Genomic DNA, 23,953 nt, shown 5'->3' with positions numbered 1-23,953 from the left:
AAGAGTGTGAAACTTATGTGTTGCTGACAGAATGAGGTGGCATATGGACGCATTAAAGGTCGGACGCAGCATCGCATTCCTTCGGAAGCGTTATCGCATGACACAGCGCACATTGGCGGACTGTCTCCATATTAGCGACAAGGCTGTTTCCAAATGGGAACGCGGGCTTGCCGTGCCGGATGTTTCGCTTTTGGGCAAGCTATCTGTGATTCTTGATACGGATATCGAAAGCATCCTGGAGGGGAATATTGCGAGTTTTGACGTACGTTGGAACGGCGTGCTGACTATGGAGTATCCGGAAGGGATGGAGGCATCCACTCTTATCTATGATAAACCGGCGGTTTACCTGCAACTCGCTTATTTTATGCTGGCGGGGGTAACCGATATACATATTCAAGGAAAATCTTCTGATATTGAATGGGTGAAAGAACATCTTGACAGCGGAGAACCATTTGGCATCGCTCTCTCCTATGGGGAGGAAAAAGATAGAAATGACGATATAACAGGGATGATGCAAGTGCATGGACTATCATTCCTTTATGGGAAGGATCTGACGAAATCATTTCGACGGATTCTATATGGAGCATACTCTTCCTGCAGACTCGAAAGCTATCAGGGGATACCACTGGGAATCCAATTTGATCGAGCTTCGGCAATGCGTCAGCGGACCAGTTTGAAATTGGAACGCGGCGTTGTGGCGTTTCCAATACAATCGCTTCAGGATCTACATACCGCGTCAAGTCTGATCCATCTGATACAGCAAGCGATGAACGAGAGCATATATTCTTTGCCCGAGGTCGCATATCATCGGGGCTTATTATGTGATGTGACATAAACTGCACGGCGGTTGTCAATCATGGACTTTTGAAGGATAATGAGCGTATCTTTTCTGAAAGAATAGATAGAGGAAAGCGTAAATGAAGCCAACATTATTTAGACGAAGCAGTGTCCATTCAAACGTAATGGAACACAAGATACTTTTTTATAGGGATGGTTTGCATGAATGAACAGATTGTTCTAACAGGTCGTCAGGAGCAGATTCGGGATTTGGATCTGCTTCCCCGATGGGATCGAAGTCTGGTGGACTACCGCAAATACCATCAATATGTGGGACAGAGCGGCATCCGCTACGAGATGACAATGCAGGCGACGCGTGGCTGCCCCTATCGTTGCTTCTACTGTGATGTGCAGAATCTGACGCCCATGCATCGACGTCGCTCTGTGGAGAGTGTGTTCGATGAGGTGAAGTATCTGCATGATATGGGCGTTCGCAAGAGTGAGTTCATTGACGATGCGTTCAATGTCAATGTCAATGCGTTTAAGTCGTTCTTCCGCAAGGTGATCGCGTCCGGGATGGATATGAACTTCTATTTCCAAAGCGGTCTGCGCGGTGATCTGCTGGACAAGGAAGCAATCGACCTCATGGTGGAGGGCGGCACCAAGAGTATGAATCTTGCACTGGAGAGCGCATCCCCGCGCTTGCAGAAGATGATGGGGAAGTATCTGCAGATCGACCGCCTGCGCGAGAACCTCGCCTATATCGTCGAGAAATACCCGCAGATCATCGTCGGCCTCAATGCGATGCACGGCTTCCCAACGGAGACGGAGGAGGAAGCGCAGGCGACACTTGATTTCATCATGGATGTGAAGTGGCTGCATTTCGCGCATCTGCATAATGTGCGCATCTTCCCAAACTCAAGGCTGGAGCAGGTCGCACTTGAGAACGGCGTGACGAAGCAGGAAATCGAAGAGTCGTTGACGCTGCCATATCACATCATTCCTCCGACGATCAAACTCGATCCCGACTTCTCACGCAAGCTGCGGCTCGGTTTCGTCCATCGGTATGTGCTCAGTCCGAAACGTCTGCGCCATGTGTTGCGGCATCAGCTTGCAGTCATGAATGAGGAAGAGCTGATCTATAAGTACCGCACGATTTTTCCGACACACATCGAGACGCTGGGCGATATTCTGCGCCTTGCGAAAATCAAGCGTGAAGAAATTAATATATCGAAAATGCCGAAGGCGGATGTGCCGCATATCGCCTATCCGAAGCGGGCGCAGAAGGCGGCGGAAGGCGCACTGCGCATTCTCTTCCTTGATGCGAGTCACTTCTTCTCGGCGGACCGCTCGAACGAAATCAACGCCGTGGAACCACCGCTTGGCGGCATGGCGATTCTCTCGTATCTGAACGAGAAATTCGGCGCACGCATTTACGGTGAGATCGTAAAGACGGGTGTCGATGTCGATACGATGGAGGAGCTGCGCGAGAAGGTCAAGGCATTTCGACCTCATCTTCTCATGATGCGGACGCTGACGTATTACAAGGATTTCTTTGTGGATGTCGTGGCAGAACTCCGAAAGATCTTGCCCGATGTCCCCATCGTGGCGGGAGGACCGCATCCGACGATTGATCCGGAGGATTGTCTCTGCCGTGCCGGTGTCGATGTCTGTGTCATCGGTGAGGGCGAGATTATCTGCGGTGATCTCGTTGGTCAGATGCTGGAAGGGGGGCGGTTTCCCGATACAAAGATGCTGCAGAACATCAAGGGCATTGCATTCCGTTTGGATGGACAGATACATCTCAAGGCAGTCGTGCCGAACGGCAAGAAGGCGACATACGCGCGCTATCCGCTGTGGGTGCGGGCAGGAACAGAAAAGGCAGTGAACGTATGATTCTGGGAATATACTGTGCGGGCAACCTAGGCAGGGTGTTTTATGATCTGGCCGTGCGCATCAATGCGGCACAAGTGCGCTGGGAGAAGATTGTATTCGTTGACGATGTGTATGAAGGCACATCGTTCTACGACGGGGCAGAAGTTCATCGTCTCGCTGCATGGAAAGAGCCGAAAGAAAATGTCGAGATTGTAATTGCAAACGGTACGCCGCGTGGCCGCAAGGCGATCTACAATCGTGTTGTGGGCGAGGGGTATCGCCTGGCAACGCTTGTTTCGCCGACCGTCATCGTCTCCCCGTCTGCACGGCTGGGAGCGGGGGTTGTCATATTGGATTATGCGACTGTGTTCTCCAACGCAGTGATTGATGAGAATGTGCTGATCTCGGCGTATTCTGCGGTCGGACACGATGTCTTTGTAGGGGCGCACAGCGACATTCAGACCAATACGATTCTCGGCGGCAATGTGTGCATAGGGGAGGGGACGTTCCTTGGTCTTTCTGTGACCGTGAAGGAGGAACTCTCCATCGGGAGTAACACGATTATCGGCATGGGGGCGGTCGTCAGCCGGGAGATTGGTGACAATGTCATCGCTGTCGGTGATCCCGCTCGTGCCGTCCGACGCAATGAAGACGGCATCGTTTTTCGGGAGCATTCGTAAGGAAGGCTTTCCGCAGGAGGGAGGGGGATGGTGTGGTATACGAGAAACTGACACAGATCGGTGCTTTGGAAATGCAGGAGTATCAGCAGAACCGTCATCCATGGATGTTTGTTGATGAAATCCTGGAGGTGGTGCCCGGGAAAAATGCAAAGGGATATAAGAAGTTCACAGACAGCGAGTGGTTTTTCCCCGGACATTTTCCAGATGATCCGAATGTTCCAGGGCTGATCCAGACGGAGGCAATGGAGCAGGTTTTTTTGATGACGTTCCTGACGCTTCCCGCATACAAGGGGAAGAAGACGGGATGTGTCGATGTGCGAAGCCGTTACATGAAAAAGCTCATCCCCGGCAATCGGCTGGATATCGAAGCGGAGCTGACAAGCTTCAAGCGAGGGATTGCAAAAGGCGCAGCGAAAGGCTACGTCGGAGGAGAGCTTGTCTGCACGGCAGAGTTCGTGCTCACCATTCCGGAAGTAATCGAGGAATTTCGTGTGAAGGCCGAGAGGCTGTAAGTAGAAAGGTGAAGTATCATGACCAATTTGGAAAAGTACAACGAAGCGTTTATCTCCTCGTTCAATGTGGAGGAGGAAGCACTTGCGACGCTCGAATATCAGGGCGTGAAGGAATGGGACAGCATCGGACATATGTCGCTGGTCTCGGAGCTGGAGGATGCGTTCGATATTGAGATGGAGACGGATGATATCGTCGATTTCTCCGGCTATGAGAAGGGCAAGGAGATCATGAAGAAGTACGGGGTGGAACTTTAAGCGTATGGACGAGCAGAAAGGATTCAGCCTCGATGGGTATGCGCTGCAGAAGTATCAGCCGAACCGATACCCGTTTTTGATGATCGACTATGTGACGGAGGTCGTTCCCGGCAAGCGTGCGAAGGGGTATAAAAATCTCTCGAACAATGAGTGGTATTTTCCCAAGCACTTTGAGGGGCATCCGAATATGCCGGGAGCACTTCAGCTTGAGGCACTCGCGCAAATGCTGACAGTCGCTATTACAACCCTGCCCGGTATGGCGGGGTATGCCACGCACGCGATGAAGCATGTCGTGCGCTTTCGCAAGGAGATTTTCCCGGGAGAGCGGCTCGATATTGAAACCGAAGTCAAGTCGTGGAAGCGTGGAATCTGTATTGGAACGGGTAGGGGCTATACGAATGGAACGCTCGCCTGTGAGGCGGAAATGACGATTACTATACCAGAGATTTTCAAGGAGTATTTGCCGGATCACGGAGCACGCGAATGAGCATTATGGAAAAGCCGCAGGCCGTGGCAAAGATGCATCGCCTTTACCGCAATATTAAAAAGAACGGCGGGCGCATCGGAACCAACCTGCGCGTGCTCGAACTGGTCTACAGCAACGCCTGCAATTTCAAGTGCGAACATTGCTCGACGCGTGCGCCGCTCGGCGAGAACGCCGATGAGCTGATGCCGCTCGACAAGGTGGCGCAGCTGGCGGATGAGGCGCATGAACTCGGAATCGTTGAGTGGAATATGCATGGTGGCGAGCTGCTGACGAACAAGGAGCGGCTTTTGGAGTTAATCCGTGTGATAGGGCCGGAACGCTTCTATGTGTTTTTGACATCCAACGGTTTTTTAATGACGAGGGAAACGGCAGAGGAGCTTGCCGAAGCAGGGGTGAACCGTGTCTCCATCAGCATTGACAGCTTTAACCCCAAGGTTCATGATGCCTTTCGTGGAATCAAGGGCGCATACGAGCGTGCGATGCAGGCACTCGAGTATGTGAAAGAGGCGGGCATGGATCCGTTCATGAATATTACCGTCGGCCATTTTAACGCGTTTTCGGAGGATGTGGAGAATCTTTGCCGCTACTCCTATGAGCATGGGTATAAGACGTTCATCAATATCGCGATTCCGTCGGGCAACTGGCAGGGGCATCTCGATGTCGTTGTCGACGACAGGGATCGGGCGCATCTGATGGAGCTGCGCAAGAAGTACGGCAACATCCATCGCGATCTTTGGAATCCATTCGATAAGACAAACGAGGGCGTATTGGGCTGCCAAACGATGAGCAAACTCTACGTTACCCCGAACGGCGATATTTTCCCGTGCTCTTTCATGCACATCAGTCTCGGAAATGTCTACGAGCAGAAGCTGAGGGACATTATTGATTACGGTTACAGCATACGCTATTTCCACGATCACAGTGAGAAATGTCTTGCGGGGGAGGATCTTTCCTTTATTGAGAAGTATATGGTGAACAAGAAGATGTCCGTGATGGAACCGCTTGATGCACGGGAAATCTTCAAAGAGGAAGACTATATCAAATAGGGGAACGCAGATGATTTTAGCAGGAAGAAATGCCGTCGTGACGGGTGCAAATCGTGGCATCGGTGCCGCGATTCTCGCGGAGTTTGCGGCGCGGGGCGCGAATGTGTGGGCGTGCGCCCGCCGTGCAGAGCCCCCGTTCTTGGAGCTGTGCGCTCGGCTTGCGCAGGAGCACGGTGTATGGATTGAGCCGGTAGTCTTTGACATGGCAGACGAGGGCGGCATTCGGGCGGGCGTGCAGCAGATGCGGGAAGGGAAGAAGCCCATTCATATTCTCGTGAATAATGCGGGTGTTGTGCCGGAGAACCGACTTTTCCTGATGGTGGATCCGGCGGAGATGCAGCGTGTTTTCACGGTGAATTTCTTTGCTGCGATGGAGCTGACGCAGCGCGTCGCAAAGCTGATGATCCGCCAAAAGGAAGGGGCGATTGTCAATATCTGTTCGATCGCCGCACTTGACGGAGAGCCGGCGCAGATGGCGTACGTTGCAAGCAAGGCGGCTCTCGTCGGCGCCACGCGCAAACTCGCCTCGGAGCTTGCCGCCTACGGCATTCGCGTCAACGGCATTGCCCCCGGGCTGACGCGGACGGATATGCTCGCCGCGATGGAGGAGGGGCTGCGCGAACGCATGGTTGCATCGACACTTCTGAATCGCCCCGCAGAGCCGCAGGAGATTGCTTCCGTCGCTGCCTTTCTCGCGTCGGATATGGCGAGCTATATCACGGGACAGATTCTTCGCGTGGACGGAGGTATGAGACGATGACGACAGAGGATCTTCGCCGACACGCCGGACGGATGCGGCGCATGGCACTCGACCTGGCATATCGCTGCGGTACCAGTTCGCACCTCGGCGGCGGTTTGTCGATGATGGAGATGTTGTCCGTCCTGTACGGCTACGTGACGAACGCGGCACAGCGCACATTGCCCTATGAGGTGCGGGACAAGTTCATTTTGAGCAAGGGACACGGCGTACTGGGGCTTTACACGGCCCTTGCAGAGTTCGGCATCATCACGCAGGAGCAGCTTGCGAGTTTTCAGCAGGATGGTTCGGACCTCATCGCCCACCCCGTCATGAATGAGGCGATTGGCATCGAATCGTCGAGCGGGAGTCTTGGGCAGGGCATTTCGATGGGGGTCGGTCTTGCCCTTGCGGCAAAGAAAAAAAGCTACCCGTATCAGACGTATGTGCTCTGCGGCAACGGCGAGAGCAACGAGGGTGCCGTCTGGGAGGCGGCGATGAGCGCGGTGCAGTTCGGTCTCGATAATTTTACCCTCATTCTCGACAATAATCGTATGCAGAGCGACGGCGCGAGCGAGTGCATCTTGGATATGTCGGATCGCTATGCCGCTATGCTGCGTGCCGTTGGCTTTGAAACCGTCGAGGTGGACGGGCACGATGTTGCGGCACTGATGAAGGTGTTCCAAAAGGAGCGTGCGGCGGGGATCCCTCATGCAGTCGTCGCCCACACGGTGAAGGGCAAGGGCATCAGTTTTATGGAAGACAACAATGACTGGCATCATAACCGTCTGACGGAAGAGCAGTATCAAAATGCGGTTGCGGAGTTGGGGGAAGCGTGATGGAAATCAAAAAGAGCAAGGCGCGGCTTTGGTCGAATCTTGGTTCGCGCGCCGTCTTTGGCATGGCTCTCCTGGATCTGGCAGAGTGCGGTGTGGATTTTTACGCCATGTCAGGCGATCTCGTCCGCTCTTCCGGCCTTGCACGCTTTCAGGAAATGTATCCCGAACGCTGCATCAACATGGGCATCGCCGAACAGAATATGATCGGTGCTGCGGGCGGCATGGCGAAAGACGGCACGCCAATCTTTGCAACGTCGTTCGCCCCCTTCATTACGATGCGTGCGGCAGAGCAGGTGCGCATGAACATGGGCTATATGCAGCTCAATGTCAAGACGGTCGGCCTTGGCAGCGGGCTCGTTATGGCGCAGCTCGGCAATTCGCATTTTGGCATTGAGGATGTCGCCGTCATGCGTGCCATTCCGAACATCACAATCGTCTCGCCCGCAGACTGCGGTTCGATTGTAAAGGCGGTCAAGGCAATCGCTCAGCATAACGGCCCTGTCTACCTGCGATTGACGGGGGGGCCTGGCAACCCTGTTGTCTATCCGGAGGAATACGATTTCGCCATTGGAAAGGCGATCACGCTGCGCGAGGGCGCAGATGTCGCCATTGTTGCGGCGGGGACGATGGTTCACACCGCTCTGGTTGTCGCAGAGATGATGGCGCAACTGGGCATCGGTGTTCAAGTCATTGATATGCACACGATCAAGCCGCTCGATACGGTATGTCTGGACGGGCTTTTGTCGCATCGTCTGCTTGTGACGATTGAGGAGCATACGGTCTGCGGCGGACTGGGCGGTGCAGTCGCGGAGTACCTTGCGCCGAAGGCAAAGCGGCCGCCGCATCTTCTGATCGGCATAGCGGACGAGTTCCCGCATACGGGTTCGTATGACTATATGCTGCAGGCATGCGGACTGACTGCGGAGCAGATTGCCGCACGGATTCGTTCGGCAATCGATGAAACGGTGTGAAGATCACGGTGAGAAAATGACAAACAAACTGTGGGATTTCTCTGCATTTGCAAATCATACGGCACTCCTGTCTGAGGTGCGCACGGTGACCTATCAGGAGCTTGGGGAAGAGGCGGAGCGGATTTCTGCGTGTATCGCGCCACGTTCCTTGGTCTTTCTGCTAGCCCGCAATTCGCTCGCTGCGATTGCGGGCTATGTCGGTTTCGTGCAGAACCGCGTTGTACCCATGATGATCGACGCGGCACTCGATAGGGATCTGTGCACGGATCTCGTCACGGCATATCGTCCGCGCTATGCCTGGGCTCCTGCGGAATGTGCGGCAGTGTTTCCGCAGGGACGTGAGATTCGGCGGTGGGAGGAGTATGTGCTGCTCGATCTCGGGGAGGAAAAACCCTTTCCCGTACACGACGATCTCGCCCTCCTCATGACGACATCGGGCTCGACGGGCAGCCCGAAGTTCGTGCGGCAAAGCTATGACAATCTCCGCGCAAATACACAGTCCATTGTGAAGTATTTGGAACTGCACGAAGCGGAACGCGCTGTAACGAATCTGCCGCTCCACTATGTCTACGGCCTTTCGATTCTGAATACGCACCTTGCGGTCGGTGCCTCGGTTGTTGTGACGGAGAAGACGCTCTTTGACCGCAGTTTTTGGCAGCTCGTGCGGGAACGGGAGGTGACAAGCTTCGCCGGCGTGCCCTACACCTACGCGATGCTGAAACGGCTGCGCTTTTTCCGCATGGATCTCCCTGCGCTCCGTACACTGACGCAGGCGGGCGGAAAGCTCGATCCGGAGCTGCACAACGAGTTTGCTGCGTATGCACAGACACACGGGAAAAAATTTGTCGTCATGTACGGTGCGGCAGAGGCGACGGCGCGTATGGGCTATCTGCCGCCGCAGTATGCGCTTGAAAAAGTCGGGGCGATGGGGATTGCGATCCCGGGCGGCAGGTTTGAGCTTGTCGATGAAACGGGGCGGTGCATCACGGCGGCGGATACGGTCGGGGAACTCGTCTATTACGGGGCGAATGTGACGCTCGGCTACGCAGAGAGCAGCGCGGATCTCGTGCGCGGCGATGAGCGTCACGGACGCTATGAGACGGGCGATCTTGCACAGCGTGACAACGATGGCTTTTATACCGTTGTCGGACGCAAGCGACGCTTTTTGAAGATGTTTGGGAAGCGGACGAATCTGCAGGAGGTCGAGCATATTCTGCGGCAGCGTTTCGGTGAAGTTGAGGTTGCGTGCGCGGGTGTTGACGACCATCTCCATATCTTTGTGACACAGGAAGCGCTTGCTGGGGACATTGTGCCGTTTTTGAGTGCGAAGCTCGGTCTGCATCATTCCGCATTGACGGTGCGATGCCTTGCTGAGATTCCGAAAAATGCTTCGGGCAAGACGGCCTACCGCGCATTGGAGCAGTATTATGACGTATGAGGACGTACTCGCCCTGCCGCCGTTTGGCGTGGCGCGTGAGGAGAAACAGGCGCTCCTGTGCGAGGGGCTTTTGCAGTTGACGGAGCACCATAGAACCCGCTGCGCTCCCTATGCGCGAATGATGGAGGCAATCCACTTTTCTCCCGCAGAGGTGCGTTCGGTGGAGGATATTCCCTTTTTGCCCGTGCGTCTCTTTAAGGAGATGGAGCTTCGGAGTGTGGCGGAGGAGGACGTGTTCAAGACGATGACCTCGTCGGGGACGACGGGGCAGCAGGTGTCGCGCATTTTCCTCGATCGCAGAACGGCGACACATCAGCAAAAGACTCTGGTGCGCATTGTCTCCGATCGGATCGGGGGCAGCCGTATGCCGATGCTCATCATCGATTGTCCCTCCGTCGTCAAGAACCGTGCGATGTTCTCGGCACGCGGGGCGGGCATCCTCGGATTTTCGCTCTTCGGGCGCAAGAAGTTCTATGCGCTGAATGACGCAATGGAACTGCAGTTGGATGCCGTTCGCGCATTTCTCGCAGAGCACGTAGGCGAGCGCATCCTGCTGTTCGGCTTTACCTTTATGGTGTGGCAGCATTTCTACAAGGCACTGCAGACAACAGGGGAGCGGCTTGACCTTTCGAATGCCATACTGATTCATGGCGGCGGCTGGAAAAAGCTCGCCTCCGAGGCGGTTACGCCTGCGGCGTTTCGTGCGGCGCTGCGTGCGGTTTGCGGCGATCTTGATGTTGCGGACTACTACGGTATGGTCGAGCAGACGGGCTGTATCTATCTTGAATGCGCGGAGGGACATCTTCACACAAGCACGTACTCTGACGTTATTGTGCGCCGTCCGCTTGACTTCTCGCCCGCAGACTTCGGCGAGCGTGGCATCATCGAGGTGGTCTCACTTCTGCCGGAGTCGTACCCGGGTCATGCCCTCCTGACGGAGGATGAGGGCGTTCTGCTCGGTGAGGATGACTGCCCGTGCGGGCGCAAGGGGAAGTATTTCAAGGTGCTCGGTAGGCTGAAGCAAGCGGAACTGAGGGGGTGCAGCGATGCCTATGCGGCAGCATTTTGACGGCGTGACCTATGTGCTCGGCAGTGCGGAAAGCGAGGCGCGGATGGCGGATGTGCGTCCGCTTCCGATTTTTTCGGAGGAGGCGGTCGCCTTTCTTACCGCATTCTCGGCAAGGATTCTCTCGGATGCGGAGGTAAAGGCGTACCCCGATGTCCTAACACTTGGCTTTTGGTGCCGTCCTGCCGCACTGAGACAAATGCGGAAAAACTACGAAGCAGAAGTGAATCGGCTTGGACGCGGCGTTGTCTTTCACGTCGCGCCATCGAATGTGGCGGTGAACTTTGCCTATTCGTGCCTTGCCGCATTCCTCGCAGGAAACGCAAGCATTGTCCGTCTGCCGTCGAAGGATTTTCCGCAGGTCGATGTGCTCTGCCGTCTCTTTGGCGAGGTGCTTGCGGTCTTTCCCGCGCTGGCCCCGTACTTCATTTTCGTCCGTTATGGGCATGAGCAGACAGTGAATGACCGCTATTCGGCACTTTGTCAGACGCGTGTGATATGGGGCGGCGACGCGACGATTGATGCGATCCGCCGCTCGCCGCTGGCACCGCGTGCGAATGAAATCACGTTCGCCGATCGTCACTCGCTTGCCGTCGTCGATGCCGATGCCTATCTGACGGCAGAGGACAAGGAGCGCATCGCGCAGGACTTCTACAACGACACATACCTCAGCGACCAAAATGCCTGCAGTGCGCCGCATTTCGTCATTTGGCTCGGCAGAGAAGTTCGCATGGCGCAGGATCTGTTTTGGCGCACACTGCATGAACTTGTGCGGACGCGCTATACGCTGCAGCCCGTTCCGGCGGTGGATAAGCTGACGCATCTCTATCGGATGGGGGCGAATGCTGCGGCGCGGCAGATTCCGATGCCCGACAACTTCATTACGCGTGTGTGTGTGACGCAGCTGACGGAGGAGCTGTCCGCCTGCAAGGCAGGCAGCGGCTTCTTCATCGAATATACGGCGGAGGAGCTTTCTGAAATGCGCCCGCTTTGCGGACGTTCGTGTCAGACACTCTCGTATTACGGTGTGGATCGCGATGTCCTTTTACGGGAAGTTCTCGCCATGCGTCCCGCAGGCATAGACCGCATCGTGCCTCTGGGGCGCACGATGGACTTCACGCTCATCTGGGACGGCGTGGATCTCATTCGGACGATGAGCCGTATGATTTCGCTTGTCTGAATGATAAGGAAGGAGAGCTCTATGCGTACCAAGGTGCTTGTCGTTCTGGGCGGCGATCTGGACGAGGAACTCGTTCCGCTATATCGGCGTGCGGAAGAGGAGGGGACGCTTGCCATCGTCGGATATGCAAGACCAACGGAGCAGGGGCTTTCCTTTGAGGGCGCGGCGGGAGAGCTGCGTGTGCAGCGTGTGCTGCTTTCCTCGTCGAAGCTCTATCCGATGATCGCGTATCTCCTGCAGTATGCGCCGGAGATTCCGCGTGCGGCACTGCTCGACGGACGTATCTTTCGGATGCCGGGACTGGATGTGCCGCGTCTCTTTGCGGAAAACGTCGGCTATGCGCCACTCTCATCGGAGCTTGCGGCGGATAACGAAGAAGATTTTCTGGATGTGACGCGGGCAGAGATTCCACGCGTATGGTCGCGTGGTCTTAGGACAGTCGCACTCGGCGTAAAGAGCTATTTTGGCGGACGGATTGAATGGGGCTATCGGGGCGGCGTGCAGGAGATCCGCATCGGGAATTACACGTCCTTTGGACCGCACGTTATCCTTGAAGTCGGACTGAACAATCAGCATGACTACCGCCGTGTCACGACGTATGACCCCGGCTGCATGGACTTTGATACGGAGGAATGGTGTGCGAATTTAGGGTACAAGAGTTATGCGGGGGGGGTACACGTCGGCTCGGATGTATGGGTCGGGCGCGGCAGTCGCCTCAAGGCGGCGGGCGATCGCGGGATTCTGACGATTGGCGACGGTGCGGTGATCGCTGCGGACAGCGTTGTTGTACGGGATGTGCCGCCCTACGCGATCGTGGGCGGGAATCCAGCGCAGATCATCAAGTACCGCTTTCCACCTGGGATGGTGGAAGCGTTCCTGCATCTGCGCTGGTGGGACTGGCCGATGAAAAAGATCCATGAGAATCTGAGCATGATGAATGATCCTGTTGCTTTTTTGAGGAAACATGGCGTTTTGTAGGAGGGCTCGTTGATGAACGATCGGAAAATTGCGATCATCGCACTGTGCGATTCGGACGGTGTGTCTGCCATACGCCCCTATCTCGATGCAATCGATGTACCCGATGGCTATACGGTGGAGCTGATCGAGATCCCGTCGGACGGAACTCCTGCCGATGCCTATCAACGTGCGATGCAGCAGAGCGATGCGAAGTATAAAGTCTATCTGTCCGCCGGGAGTATCTTGCTCCGCTTGAATTTTTTTGAGGAAATGCTTCGCCTGTTTGCAGATCCCGCCGTCGGTGTTATGGGGCTCGTCGGAACGAAGCAGCTTTCGACGACGGGAGAACTTGGCGCATCGCCGATGGTCAAAGGAAGGCTGCTCTATACCGATGATTCCGCTTTTCGTGGAGCGGAGCTTGGGGGCATACAGGAGGAGGTCATGGCGGTGAGCGATGATCTCATCGCCACGCAGTATGACCTTCCGTGGCGTAGGGATCTCTTCCGTCGGGATGGTTTCTTTGTGGAGGCGCAGTGCATCGAATTTCGGCGGAAGGGATACCGTACGGCTGTGCCGCAGCAGGATGCTCCGTGGCTGCTCACGAACAAGAAGGGACGCTGTGTCGATGAAACCGATCGGCAGATCTTCCTCGATACCTATTCCAAGGACATATACCCTCTCGTGTCGGTTGTCATTCCGACCTTTGAGCGACCGCATTACTTCCGTCTCGCTCTGGAGAGTGTACTCGCGCAGACGTATCGCAATTTGGACATTTTCATCACGGACAACTCGCACAACACCGAGACGGCGGATATGATGCGGCGTGACTTCTCGAACGATCCGCGTATTCACTATGAGCATCATCCCTCCTATGGTGTCTATGAAAATTGGCATCGTGCGCGCAGCTACAATAAACCCGAAGCACAGTATGTCAACTGGCTGATGGATGACGATCTCTTTATGCCCGATAAAATTGCAGTCATGATGGACTGTTTCTTTGCGCATCCGGATCTCAGTCTCGTGACATCGTATCGGGAATGTATGGATGTCAATGGGGACAAGCTGGCAGATCTGAAGACGACAGCACCGATCACGCAGACGGCTACGAAAATTAGCGGCGAGAAAATGGGGACGGGCATCCTCGCCAGTCTCACGAATTACGTCGGTGAGCCGACAACGGCTCTGCTCAAAAAATCACTTATGGTGAACGGACATGATCTGGGATTTTCGGGCAAGGAGGGAAAATACCTGATCTCGGACTTTCCAACATGGCTTCGTTTGCTCAGTCAGGGCGATATGATGTATCTCCCAACACCGCTCAGCAAATTCCGTATGCACCCGGGGAATGATCAGCTGCGCTATCAGACGCGTGTCTGTGCCGCCATCTGTTGGGCACTGACGATTCGTGAGGCGATGGAGCGCAAGCTGTATCTGCATGATTTGAACACAAGGCGAAAAGCACTTGCGGAATGGATGAAGACGGGGAATGAAGTGCTCCGCATCGCTGCGATGATCCCGGAACTGTGGGAAGAGACAGGCACGCGTGACCTGTTGTCTGTGTTTGCGGCGATGTCAGAGGCACTGTGCAAGGACTGTCAAATTGATTTTGATATTGACACGCGGCTGGTTCTGCAGATGGACGCATGACAATAAAGGAATCACTGATAAAATGAAGTCTGCCAGATTGGCGTAGATTTTTTCGTCTGAACAAGGTGGAAAACCGGACGCAGAGTAGTGCTCTGTGGAGGATTTTCCTCCGAAGTGCGGGCAAAAAAGATGCGTCAAGATGGTAGTGCTGAATTTATCAGTGCTTCCTAAAGTCGGAGAGGAGGCAGGGCATGAGCATCCTGGTGACACGTTCGTCGATGCCGCCAATGGAGGAGTACATCGCGGAAATCCGCGACCTTTGGCAGTCGCGTTGGCTGACGAATATGGGCGTTAAGCATCAGGCATTTCAAGAAGCACTACAGGATTTTTTGGATGTGGAGCATATCGAGCTCTTTACGAACGGGCACATGGCGCTTGAACTCTCGCTGCAGGCACTCAATCTTTCGGGAGAGGTCATCACGACACCGTTCACGTTTGCCTCGACGACGCACGCGATTGTACGCAACGGGTTGGAACCCGTATTCTGCGACATTGACCCGCATGACTATACGATGGATGTGACGAGAATCGAAAGCCTCATCACGGAGCGTACAACGGCGATTCTTCCCGTTCATGTCTACGGAAATGTCTGCCGTGTGGAGGAAATCGGGCGCATCGCGCATAAATACGGGCTGAAGGTGATCTACGATGCGGCACATTCCTTTGGTGTGCGCTATCGGGGACAGAGTACGGCGGAATTCGGCGATGTCTCGTGTTTCAGCTTCCACGCGACGAAGGTCTTTCACACCATCGAAGGCGGTGCGGCGGCGTTCCATGACAAGGAGCTGGGGCTGCGTCTGAGCCGTCTCAAGAATTTTGGCATTCGCGATGCGGAGTGTGTTGACGGCGTGGGCTCCAATGCGAAGATGAATGAGTTCTGTGCGGCGATGGGGCTGTGTAATCTGCGTCATGTGAATGACGATATTGCGCGGCGCAGGGCGGTTGCGGAACGCTATCATGCAAGGCTCGAAGGTGTCTGCGGCGTACAGATGAACCCCGTCCAAGAGGATGTGACCCCGAACTATGCCTATTTCCCTGTCGTGTTCGACGAAAAGGTGTTTGGCAGTATACGTGACGTGGTCTTTGCTGCACTGCAGCGGGCGGATATACACAGCCGCAAGTATTTCTATCCGCTCACGAATACGTTTGACTGCTTTCACGGGAAATATGATGCGGCACAGACGCCTGTTGCGCGTTCTGTTGCAGATCGCGTGCTGACGCTGCCGATCTATCCGGATCTGGCGTTGGAGTCGGTGGATCGGATTTGCGATGTGATCCTTTCGTGCAGGGGATGACCGCTGACAAAGAGTGCTGCGTGTCATTCTTGCAAAATACGTCGATTTATGCTAATCTTATCGTTGCAATAATAGCATTGACGACGTGCGGACGCCCTCGTCCCCTCGGGACGGGGGTGTTTCTTTCGGGAGGAACAGATTGATGAGCCAGGAATCCGGTGCAAATATTCCAAAGACATACGACCCTCAGAGCTTTGAGCGCAAATGGTACGCATATTGGGAGCAGCACAATCTTTTTCACGATGCGGCGGATGAATCACGCGAGCCGTACAGTGTGGTGATCCCGCCGCCGAATGTGACGGGGCAGCTCCACATGGGGCACGCACTCGACAACACGCTGCAGGACATTCTCGTGCGCTATCAGCGGATGCGCGGGAAAAATGTTGTCTGGATTCCGGGCTGCGACCACGCAGGAATCGCGACGCAGGCAAAGGTGGAGGAGAGTCTGCGTGCGGAGGGAACGAACCGCTTCGCGCTCGGGCGTGAGAAGTTCCTCGCACGCGTCTGGGACTGGAAGCAGCAGTACGGCGACCGCATCATGTATCAGCTGCGCATGCTCGGCGCGTCCTGCGATTGGGAGCGCGAGCGGTTCACGATGGACGAGGGCTGTTCGCGTGCCGTGCGCGAGGTGTTCGTGAGCCTCTATGAGCAGGGGCTGATCTATCAGGGCACGCGCATCACGAATTGGTGTCCGAGCTGCTCGACGGCGATCTCCGACATCGAGGTCGACCATGAGACGGAGGAGGGGCATCTCTGGCATCTCCGCTATCGGATTGATGGGACGGACGGCTACGTTGAAATTGCAACGACGCGTCCCGAGACGATGTTCGGCGATACGGGCGTTGCCGTGCACCCCGACGATGAACGCTACAAGCACCTCGTGGGCAAGACGCTGATCCTGCCCGTGGTGGAGCGTCGCATTCCCCTCTTTGCGGATGCGTACGTCGATCCCGCATTCGGTACGGGTGCGGTCAAGGTGACGCCGGCGCACGATCCGAACGACTTTGAGATGGGGCTGCGTCACAATCTTGAACAGGTGGTCGTCATCAATGCGGACGGCACAATGGGCGAGGGTGCAGGAAAGTATGCGGGGCTTGACCGCTATGCCTGCCGCAAACAGCTCGTGCAGGAGCTCGCGGAAATCGGCGCACTCGTCCGCACGGAGAAGCATGAGCACGCGGTCGGGCACTGCTCGCGCTGCAAGACGACGATCGAGCCGCTCGTCTCGAAGCAGTGGTTTGTCCGCATGGAGGATCTCGCGAAACCGGCGATTGCAGCGGTGAAGGACGGACGCATCCGCTTTGTCCCCGAACGCTTTACGAAAATCTATGAAAACTGGCTTGAGAATATCCGCGACTGGTGCATCTCGCGCCAGCTCTGGTGGGGGCATCGCATTCCCGCATGGCACTGTGAGGACTGCGGTGAGACCTCTGTTTCGCGTACCGATATTACGGCGTGTACGCACTGCGGCAGCACGCACATCCATCAGGATGAGGACGTGCTCGATACGTGGTTCAGTTCGGCACTCTGGCCGTTCGAGACGATGGGCTGGCCGGAGGATACGAAAGACCTCCGCCATTTTTACCCGACGGCGACGCTCGTTACGGGCTATGACATCATCTTCTTCTGGGTGGCTCGTATGGTCATGATGGGGCTGCGCTTCGGCGGCGATGTGCCGTTCCGCGACGTGTTCATTCACGGACTTGTGCGCGACAGCGAGGGGCGTAAGATGTCGAAGTCGCTCGGCAACGGCATCGACCCCGTGGAGGTCATCGAGAAGTACGGAGCGGACACGCTCCGCTTCATGCTCATCACGGGCAATACGCCGGGCAACGATATGCGCTTCTATTGGGAGCGCGTCGAGGCGGCGCGCAATTTTGCCAATAAGATCTGGAATGCGTCGCGCTATATGCTGATGAATCTCGAGGGCGCGGACGATGCGTTTGTGCCCGAGGAGCGCGATTATACGCTTGCCGACCGCTGGATTCTCACACGCTCTGCCGAGACGGTGCGTGCGGTGACGGCGAACCTCGAGAACTACGAGCTCGGCGAGGCGGGACGCGCCATCTATGAGTTCCTGTGGAACGAGTTCTGCGACTGGTACATCGAGCTGACGAAAGCGCGTCTGTATGACAAGGAGAATGTGCGTGCAAAGAACACGGCACTCTATGTACTGCGTACGGTGCTGGAGCGGACGATGCGCCTCCTGCATCCCTTCATGCCGTTCCTTACCGAGGAAATCTGGCAGAAACTGCCGCACGAGGGTCGCAGCATTATGCGTGCACCGTGGCCCGAGGTCGATGAAAAGGACATTGACGCAGAGGCAGAGGCGGCGATGACTGCGATCATGGAGGTCATCAAGGTGACGCGCAACCTGCGTGCGGAGCTCGGCACGCCCCCGGGCAAAAAGAGTGCGCTCCTCCTGCGCGTGCGCGATGCGGCTCTTGGCGGTGTATTTGCGGCGCATACAGACTATTTCCACGCGCTCGCCTCCGCGTCCGAGGTGACATTCCTCGCAGAGGACGCACCCGATCCGGAGAACGTGGTGACAGGTGCTCTCGCGGGGGCGGCGGTCTATCTGCCGCTCGCAGGGCTCATCGACGTGGAGAAGGAGACGGCGCGTCTGACGAAGGAGCGGGACAATCTCGAGAAGGAGATCGCACGCCTTTCGGGCAAACTCTCGAACGCGGGCTTTACATCGAAGGCACCCGCAGCTGTCGTGGCGGCGGAGCGCGAAAAGCTCGCGGGCTATGAGGAGAAGATCGGGCTCATCCGCAGCCGTCTCGCGGATCTGGCGAAGCTCTGAGGTGTGCCGATGAACTATGCGGAGGCACTTCTCTATCTCGATGAGCTGAATACGTTTGGCATTCGCCTCGGGCTCGTGCGCATGGAGGAACTCTGTGCGCGTCTGGGGAATCCGGAGCGGTGCTATGCGACCATTCACATTGCGGGTACGAATGGCAAGGGCTCTGTCACGCAGATGATGGATGCGGTATTCCGTGCGTCGGGCATCCGTGCAGGACGTTATCTCTCGCCGCATCTCATCTCCTATACGGAGCGCATGAGCGTGGACGGGCACGATATTTCCGAGGAGCGGTTTGCAGAACTCCTCACGCGCGTGCGCGCCGCCGCCGATGAAATGGTCGCGGCGGGGCACGAGCACCCGACGCAGTTCGAGGCATTGACGGCGCTTTCCTTTCTCTACTTTGCAGAGGAGCAGGTCGAAGTTGCCGTCATCGAAACGGGGCTGGGCGGACTGCTCGACTCGACGAACGTCGTCGAACCTGCGCTCACGATCATTACAAATGTGGCGATGGATCACGCCGATCGCTGCGGCGGAACGCTCTTAGGCATCGCGGAGCACAAGGCGGGCATCATCAAGGAGGGCGTGCCCGTCATCACGGCGGCGACGGGAGAGCCGCTTGAGATTATCGAGCGGCGTGCGGAGGAACTCGGCGCGGATGTCTTTGTCTGCGGCGAGGACTTTTCGGCACAGCTTTTCTTTCCAAAGGAGGGGGGGCAGCGTGTTGCGTTCCACTCCGTCGTCTGCCGTGAGCCGGAGCCGTTCGATCTCGGGCTTGCGGGAGTCTATCAGGCGGAGAACGCTGCACTCGTTATCATGGCGGCAAAGCTGCTCGAGCGCGAGGATGCGCGTGTCACCGAGCACGCGATCCGCGTGGCACTGCGTTCGGTGCGCCATCCTGCGCGGTTTGAAATCCTCATGCGGGAGAACCTGCCCGTTGTCATCGACGGCGCACACAACCCGGCGGGGATGCGTGCCCTGCGTGCGGGATTGGATGCCTATTTCCCAGATCTGCCGCGCGTCTTTCTGCTCGGCATCCTAAAGGACAAGGACATCGACGCGATGCTTGCAGCACTCCTGCGCCCCGGCGATCAGGTCATCACCGTGCGCCCCGACTCGGAGCGCGCAGCAGCGGCGGATGTCGTTGCCGCGATTGCTGCCGGGATGGGGCTCGATACGCACGCGTGCGGCGATGCCGCTGCGGCACTTGCGGAGGCACAGGCGCGCGCCCGCTCGGGGAATGCCCTGCTCGTCGCCGCCGGCTCGCTCTATCTCGTGGGCGGCATCCGTGCGATGCTCATGACGGGGAGGTGACGGTGTGACAGAGGACTCTTTTCAGGAACGGCGGCGTGTTCTGCGCCGCCGCCGCTGGGGTGGACGCATGGCGCGCATGATGATGTACGCCGTCCTCCTTGAGGCGTTCCTCATCCCGCTCGCACCGCTTGCGGCGATGGTCGCTTTGCTCCTTGGCTGCGGAGCAATGCTACTTCGCCTGCGGATCGATCGCAGCTTTCACCTGCGCCGTCTGCCGTACGATGCGCCCGCACTCCTCTTTGTCGTCATCGGCCTCCTGTCGGTTGCCGTTGCACCCGACAAGGCGTTCAGCTTCTATAACTTCTACCATCTCGTGCCCATCTACGCTCTGACTTACCTGCTCGCGGGGCAGACCCTGCGGAAAACGCGTGAGCTGCAGCGCGTTGCGGCTGCAATGGCACTGTCGGCGGCACTCGTCATCCTCTACGGATTCTATCAGTTCATCTTCGGCATCGACGTATCGTCGATGAAATGGGTGGACGGCGAGGCGTTTCCCGAGCTCTCCAAACGAGTCTTTTCGACGTGGGAGAACCCGAACATCCTCGCGGGGTATCTGGACATTGTCGCCTGCATCGCCGTCGGACTGATCGGCGTGCTGCAGCGCGGCTGGCGCATCCTTGCGATTCTCCTGCTCGTCGCCACACTCGCGTGCCTCGGCATGACCTATGCGCGCGGTGCATGCCTTGTCGTCGCACTCGTACTGGCGGGCTACGGTGCTCTGCGCGACTGGCGCATTCTCCTCGGGATCGTCGTCGTCGGAGCGGGCGCACTGCTGCTCGATCCTGTGCTCGCCGACCGTCTGCTCTCCGTCTTTACGCGCGTGGACACCTCCTCGGAGATGCGGATTGCATTCTGGGAGAGTACGATTGCAATGGTGATGGATCACCCCTTTCTCGGCATTGGCTGGGGGATGTACTTCATGGTCTATCCCGAGTACGATTTTTACTTGCAGGGTGCGCCCGTACAGATTGTACACGCGCACAATATGTACCTGAACTATGCAGCGGAGATTGGGATTCCGGGCGCGCTTTCGTTCCTTTGGTTCTTTTTTGGTTCCTTTGTGCTCGCCCTCCGTGTTCCGCATAAAACGCCGCCATGGGAGGCCGTGCTCGCCGCGCATGAGCATGCATGGAAGACCGTTGCCGACGTGCGGGCGGCTCTCGGACGCTGGCGCAGACGCCGCTTTGTCGAGGGGCTCTCGACCGGGCTCGGTCTCGCGTTCATCTCTGTTGCACTGAACGGGCTCACAGATCATCTGCTCTTTAACATACCATCCTCTATGCTGCTCTGGATGCTCGCTGCCATGACGGCAGCGGCGTATGCGATTGCGGGGGAGATGAAGGAAGAATGACTATGCAGGAAAATCTATCGATATCGAAGGCGACCGTCGACCGACTGCCGCGCTACTATCGCTGTCTGCGTCAGATGACGGATGAGGGCGTGGAGATCGCCTCCTCGGAGGAGCTCGGCCGCCGCCTTGCCATCAACCCCGAACAAATTCGGAAAGACTTGGCGTTTTTTGGGCAGTTCGGAAAAAAGGGCGTGGGCTACTACGTCACGGAACTCAAGGAGAGCATCGGTTCGATTTTAGGACTTGACCAGCATTGGAACGTCGCGATCATCGGTATGGGGCATCTGGGGGCTGCGCTTGCAAACTATCAGGGAATCGCACGTCTCGGCTTCCGACTTGCCGCGATTTTCGACGCGAATCCCGTCGTCATCGGGACGCGTGTCGGTGAGCGGCGCGTGGAGGACATCGCCTACCTCGCGGAGATCATTGCCGAGCGCGACATCCGCATCGGCGTCATCGCCGTCCCCGCAGCAGCGGCGCAGGGGGTCGCCGACAAGCTTGTCGCGGCGGGCATTCGCGGCATTTGGAACTTCGCGCCCGTGAGCCTGCAGGTGCCTCCGCACATCCCCTTTGTCAGCGAAGATCTGTCCGTCGGGCTCAGTGCGCTCTCGTATTATCTGGCACATACGACACCCGAGGAAGGCGCATTGTCGGACAAAAATTTAAGCAATTAAAACTTATTTGCCCTTTTTTTCACAAATAAAATACAAGAAATAGAAATGAACCCTTGTATGTTCAAGGTTTTTCACTCCTCTGACCGCCGTTTGTCTACAATTTGCCTACAAACACCCCTTGTCTACAAAACGCTCGAAGATCCGCGCGGTCTCCTGCTGCATATCCTCTGTGTCATGGGCATAGAGATTCTGCGTGATGGTCGCGTCCGCATGACCGAGGCGGGCGGCAACATCAACAGGCTTCGCGCCGGATTCGATCAGCCGCGTCGCGTGCGTATGGCGAAAGCTGTGAGCGTTCAGACCCAAGCGATGGAGCGTATAGCGCACGTTCTCATGTGCATAGGGAATCCCCGTCGGATGAACACAGAGCAGCGGACGGCGTTCCGCTTCGATGGCGGGGGACAGCCGTTTTGGTAGGAGAATGAGCAGACGATCCGCGTCCTTGCTCTCATAGGTGATTTGATATGCCTGTCCCAAACGCAGCTCGTCTTTCGCCTGTTCTTTTTTGAGCGCACGCAGATAGGTGAGAAGCTGCGCATCCGCATAAAATGTCCGCGTGCTTGTCGCTGTCTTGGGCGTATCAAAATAGCCCGCCTTCAACCTCTGGCGCGAGATGGAGAACGCTCCCGTCTCAAGGTCAATATCGTCCCACATAAGCCCGAGTGCTTCGCTGATTCTCAGGCCTGTGTGATAGAGTATTTTGAGCAGCGGATAGTATTTACATCTTACAGGTATGGCGGCAAACTGCGCGGGTGTGATAACAGTGCGCTCGATTATCTTGCGCGGCGCACTGCGCGGGATGTTGATCCCCATCGTCGGATTCGTGGCGATGAGTTCGGCGGGATAGATGGCATACTTCAGCGCGGTGGAGAGCACCGTTTTTGTCTGCCGGATTGTCCCCTGCGAAAGACCTGCGCGTGCAAGTTCCTTGACCCACCGATCAATATCACGCGGGCGCAGTTCCTGTAAATAGGTTTCTCCGAGATGGGGAACGATGCGCGAGTGTACTGCGTTGTGATAGTTCTTGAATGTAGTCCGCTTCACATTCGGGCGCACGACATTCCGGAGCCACGCGGCGAGATAGTCCCGCAGCTTCATCCTCTCGGACGTGATACCGATATTGCCGCTCTTCCAGTCGGCATAGGCTTTTACACCTGCGTCGAATGCTTCATCCTCGGTGGCAAAGCCCCCTTTCTCCTTCATGCGGCGCGGGTTCTTTGATATATCGAAGCTATAGGAATAGCTGCTGCCGCGCTTTCGGATTCTGATTTTGTTGGACATAAATAAAACCTCCTTGATATAGGAGGCGAATCATGGTAGAATTTAGGTGCAATAGGGCATGATTCGCGTCATGTCTGCCGCTCGGTGTTGGTAGCATCGGGCGGATTTTAATTTGATTTTTTCTGCGCTTTGTGCGGTAATCAGTATGTAGAAGCTGACTTGTGATGGATAAGGCTGGGTTCCCGAATGGGAGTAGGCCTAAGGCTTAGAATCCTTTGCCCCTGGGGTTGGCTTCCCTACTTTGGTTTTAAGACTCTGGACGATATGTTCGGGGTCTTTTTTGATTTGCTCCACAATCAGGTTGATTGCTTTGTCGCTATATGAATAGGTTGGATTTGTGTTTCGGTCATAGACATAGCAGTAGCTGGGGTCGCTTTTCAGATCATAGAACCTGACAAAAAGATTGAAGACATATGCGTTGAATGTATGTCGTTTGCTTTCGTCCGGCGTAGATGGATTTACAAAGGGGATTTTATCTCTCTCTATGAGGGCTTGTATGCGCCCCAAGCATTCTCGCATACGATAAGGGCATGATTTCTGCATATCATGACGTTCTTTCAAAATGAAGGCAGCGTGTTCAGCGTCCTTTGAGATAGAGAAACTGGCAGCAGCTTGACCTTGCTTTTTCGTTATATAGAAATCATGTTTGACTGGAATGGCAAAGTTGGTATGATCCACTGTGTTGATTGTTCTGCCGATTGATGACATGATGGTCAGGATGGTATTGTCAAGAACAGTTGACAAATTTCTCACAAGGGAACGACCGTTT

At 56.1% G+C, this 23,953-nt stretch carries 21 protein-coding genes and 1 pseudogene; 20 read left to right on the top strand and 2 right to left on the bottom strand.

Translation table 11 applies throughout. The annotated features are described in order from the left end of the window. Nucleotides 1–43 precede the first annotated feature (43 nt). The 20 genes from ACO6BQ_RS05235 (at nucleotide 44) to ACO6BQ_RS05140 (ending at nucleotide 21,903) form a co-directional block, all read left to right on the top strand. Complete coding sequence (locus tag ACO6BQ_RS05235) at nucleotides 44–835, top strand: helix-turn-helix transcriptional regulator (protein ID WP_489119858.1); 792 nt, start codon at nucleotides 44–46, stop codon at nucleotides 833–835. A gap of 164 nt (nucleotides 836–999) precedes the next feature. Further along, nucleotides 1,000–2,673, top strand: a complete 1,674-nt coding sequence (locus ACO6BQ_RS05230; RefSeq protein ID WP_489119857.1) for a B12-binding domain-containing radical SAM protein — start codon at nucleotides 1,000–1,002, stop codon at nucleotides 2,671–2,673. Beyond that, nucleotides 2,670–3,332: an acetyltransferase gene (locus tag ACO6BQ_RS05225; RefSeq protein WP_489119856.1), complete on the top strand. Its 663-nt coding sequence runs from the start codon at nucleotides 2,670–2,672 to the stop codon at nucleotides 3,330–3,332. Before ACO6BQ_RS05230 ends, ACO6BQ_RS05225 begins: the two co-directional genes overlap by 4 nt. Nucleotides 3,333–3,364: 32 nt before the next feature. Continuing rightward, nucleotides 3,365–3,844 carry a 3-hydroxyacyl-ACP dehydratase FabZ family protein gene (locus ACO6BQ_RS05220; protein ID WP_489119855.1) on the top strand — a complete coding sequence of 160 codons (480 nt, stop codon included), beginning with the start codon at nucleotides 3,365–3,367 and terminating at the stop codon, nucleotides 3,842–3,844. Between the two features lie 18 nt (nucleotides 3,845–3,862). Continuing rightward, on the top strand, nucleotides 3,863–4,099 hold the full coding sequence (locus tag ACO6BQ_RS05215) for an acyl carrier protein (RefSeq protein ID WP_489119854.1): 237 nt from the start codon (nucleotides 3,863–3,865) through the stop codon (nucleotides 4,097–4,099). Nucleotides 4,100–4,103: 4 nt separating this feature from the next. After that, nucleotides 4,104–4,586, top strand: coding sequence for a 3-hydroxyacyl-ACP dehydratase FabZ family protein (locus tag ACO6BQ_RS05210; protein ID WP_489119853.1), 483 nt, complete (start codon nucleotides 4,104–4,106; stop codon nucleotides 4,584–4,586). Further along, nucleotides 4,583–5,632: a radical SAM protein gene (locus ACO6BQ_RS05205; protein ID WP_489119852.1), complete on the top strand. Its 1,050-nt coding sequence runs from the start codon at nucleotides 4,583–4,585 to the stop codon at nucleotides 5,630–5,632. The genes ACO6BQ_RS05210 and ACO6BQ_RS05205 overlap by 4 nt, the downstream gene beginning before the upstream one ends. Before the next feature lie 10 nt (nucleotides 5,633–5,642). Beyond that, entirely contained in the window at nucleotides 5,643–6,392 is a 750-nt protein-coding gene (locus tag ACO6BQ_RS05200; protein ID WP_489119851.1) for an SDR family NAD(P)-dependent oxidoreductase, read from the top strand. Beyond that, on the top strand, nucleotides 6,389–7,207 hold the full coding sequence (locus tag ACO6BQ_RS05195; protein ID WP_489119850.1) for a transketolase: 819 nt from the start codon (nucleotides 6,389–6,391) through the stop codon (nucleotides 7,205–7,207). The genes ACO6BQ_RS05200 and ACO6BQ_RS05195 overlap by 4 nt, the downstream gene beginning before the upstream one ends. Continuing rightward, entirely contained in the window at nucleotides 7,207–8,178 is a 972-nt protein-coding gene (locus ACO6BQ_RS05190) for a transketolase family protein (protein ID WP_489119849.1), read from the top strand. Before ACO6BQ_RS05195 ends, ACO6BQ_RS05190 begins: the two co-directional genes overlap by 1 nt. Before the next feature lie 16 nt (nucleotides 8,179–8,194). Then, nucleotides 8,195–9,616, top strand: a complete 1,422-nt coding sequence (locus ACO6BQ_RS05185; RefSeq protein WP_489119848.1) for an AMP-binding protein — start codon at nucleotides 8,195–8,197, stop codon at nucleotides 9,614–9,616. Then, nucleotides 9,606–10,685 carry a LuxE/PaaK family acyltransferase gene (locus ACO6BQ_RS05180; RefSeq protein ID WP_489119847.1) on the top strand — a complete coding sequence of 360 codons (1,080 nt, stop codon included), beginning with the start codon at nucleotides 9,606–9,608 and terminating at the stop codon, nucleotides 10,683–10,685. Before ACO6BQ_RS05185 ends, ACO6BQ_RS05180 begins: the two co-directional genes overlap by 11 nt. Further along, nucleotides 10,669–11,862 (top strand): acyl-CoA reductase, encoded by a 1,194-nt coding sequence (locus tag ACO6BQ_RS05175; protein WP_489119866.1) that lies wholly within the window; start codon nucleotides 10,669–10,671, stop codon nucleotides 11,860–11,862. The genes ACO6BQ_RS05180 and ACO6BQ_RS05175 overlap by 17 nt, the downstream gene beginning before the upstream one ends. 21 nt (nucleotides 11,863–11,883) lie before the next feature. After that, nucleotides 11,884–12,840: a CatB-related O-acetyltransferase gene (locus ACO6BQ_RS05170; protein ID WP_489119846.1), complete on the top strand. Its 957-nt coding sequence runs from the start codon at nucleotides 11,884–11,886 to the stop codon at nucleotides 12,838–12,840. 12 nt (nucleotides 12,841–12,852) lie between these two features. Continuing rightward, the gene (locus tag ACO6BQ_RS05165) at nucleotides 12,853–14,466 is read left to right on the top strand and encodes a glycosyltransferase (protein ID WP_489119845.1); all 1,614 of its coding nucleotides are present in this window, start codon (nucleotides 12,853–12,855) and stop codon (nucleotides 14,464–14,466) included. Nucleotides 14,467–14,657: 191 nt separating this feature from the next. Further along, complete coding sequence (locus ACO6BQ_RS05160) at nucleotides 14,658–15,761, top strand: DegT/DnrJ/EryC1/StrS family aminotransferase (RefSeq protein ID WP_489119844.1); 1,104 nt, start codon at nucleotides 14,658–14,660, stop codon at nucleotides 15,759–15,761. Between the two features lie 142 nt (nucleotides 15,762–15,903). Next, nucleotides 15,904–18,567: a valine--tRNA ligase gene (locus ACO6BQ_RS05155; RefSeq protein WP_489119843.1), complete on the top strand. Its 2,664-nt coding sequence runs from the start codon at nucleotides 15,904–15,906 to the stop codon at nucleotides 18,565–18,567. 9 nt (nucleotides 18,568–18,576) lie between these two features. Further along, nucleotides 18,577–19,878, top strand: coding sequence for a bifunctional folylpolyglutamate synthase/dihydrofolate synthase (locus tag ACO6BQ_RS05150; protein ID WP_489119842.1), 1,302 nt, complete (start codon nucleotides 18,577–18,579; stop codon nucleotides 19,876–19,878). Nucleotides 19,879–19,945: 67 nt separating this feature from the next. Further along, on the top strand, nucleotides 19,946–21,229 hold the full coding sequence (locus ACO6BQ_RS05145) for an O-antigen ligase family protein (protein WP_489119865.1): 1,284 nt from the start codon (nucleotides 19,946–19,948) through the stop codon (nucleotides 21,227–21,229). 2 nt (nucleotides 21,230–21,231) lie between these two features. Then, on the top strand, nucleotides 21,232–21,903 hold the full coding sequence (locus tag ACO6BQ_RS05140) for a redox-sensing transcriptional repressor Rex (RefSeq protein WP_489119841.1): 672 nt from the start codon (nucleotides 21,232–21,234) through the stop codon (nucleotides 21,901–21,903). 105 nt (nucleotides 21,904–22,008) lie between these two features. On the opposite strand, the gene ACO6BQ_RS05135 is transcribed toward ACO6BQ_RS05140, so the two are convergent. Then, nucleotides 22,009–23,184, bottom strand: a complete 1,176-nt coding sequence (locus ACO6BQ_RS05135; protein WP_489119840.1) for a site-specific integrase — start codon at nucleotides 23,182–23,184, stop codon at nucleotides 22,009–22,011. Between the two features lie 198 nt (nucleotides 23,185–23,382). After that, nucleotides 23,383–23,953 (bottom strand): annotated as a pseudogene (locus tag ACO6BQ_RS05130) (DUF3644 domain-containing protein); the annotation flags it as partial.

Source organism: Centipeda sp. (in: firmicutes) (assembly GCF_057271695.1).
Note: the sequence above shows the minus strand (reverse complement) of the source record. Positions and strands in the feature narration are given on the sequence as shown.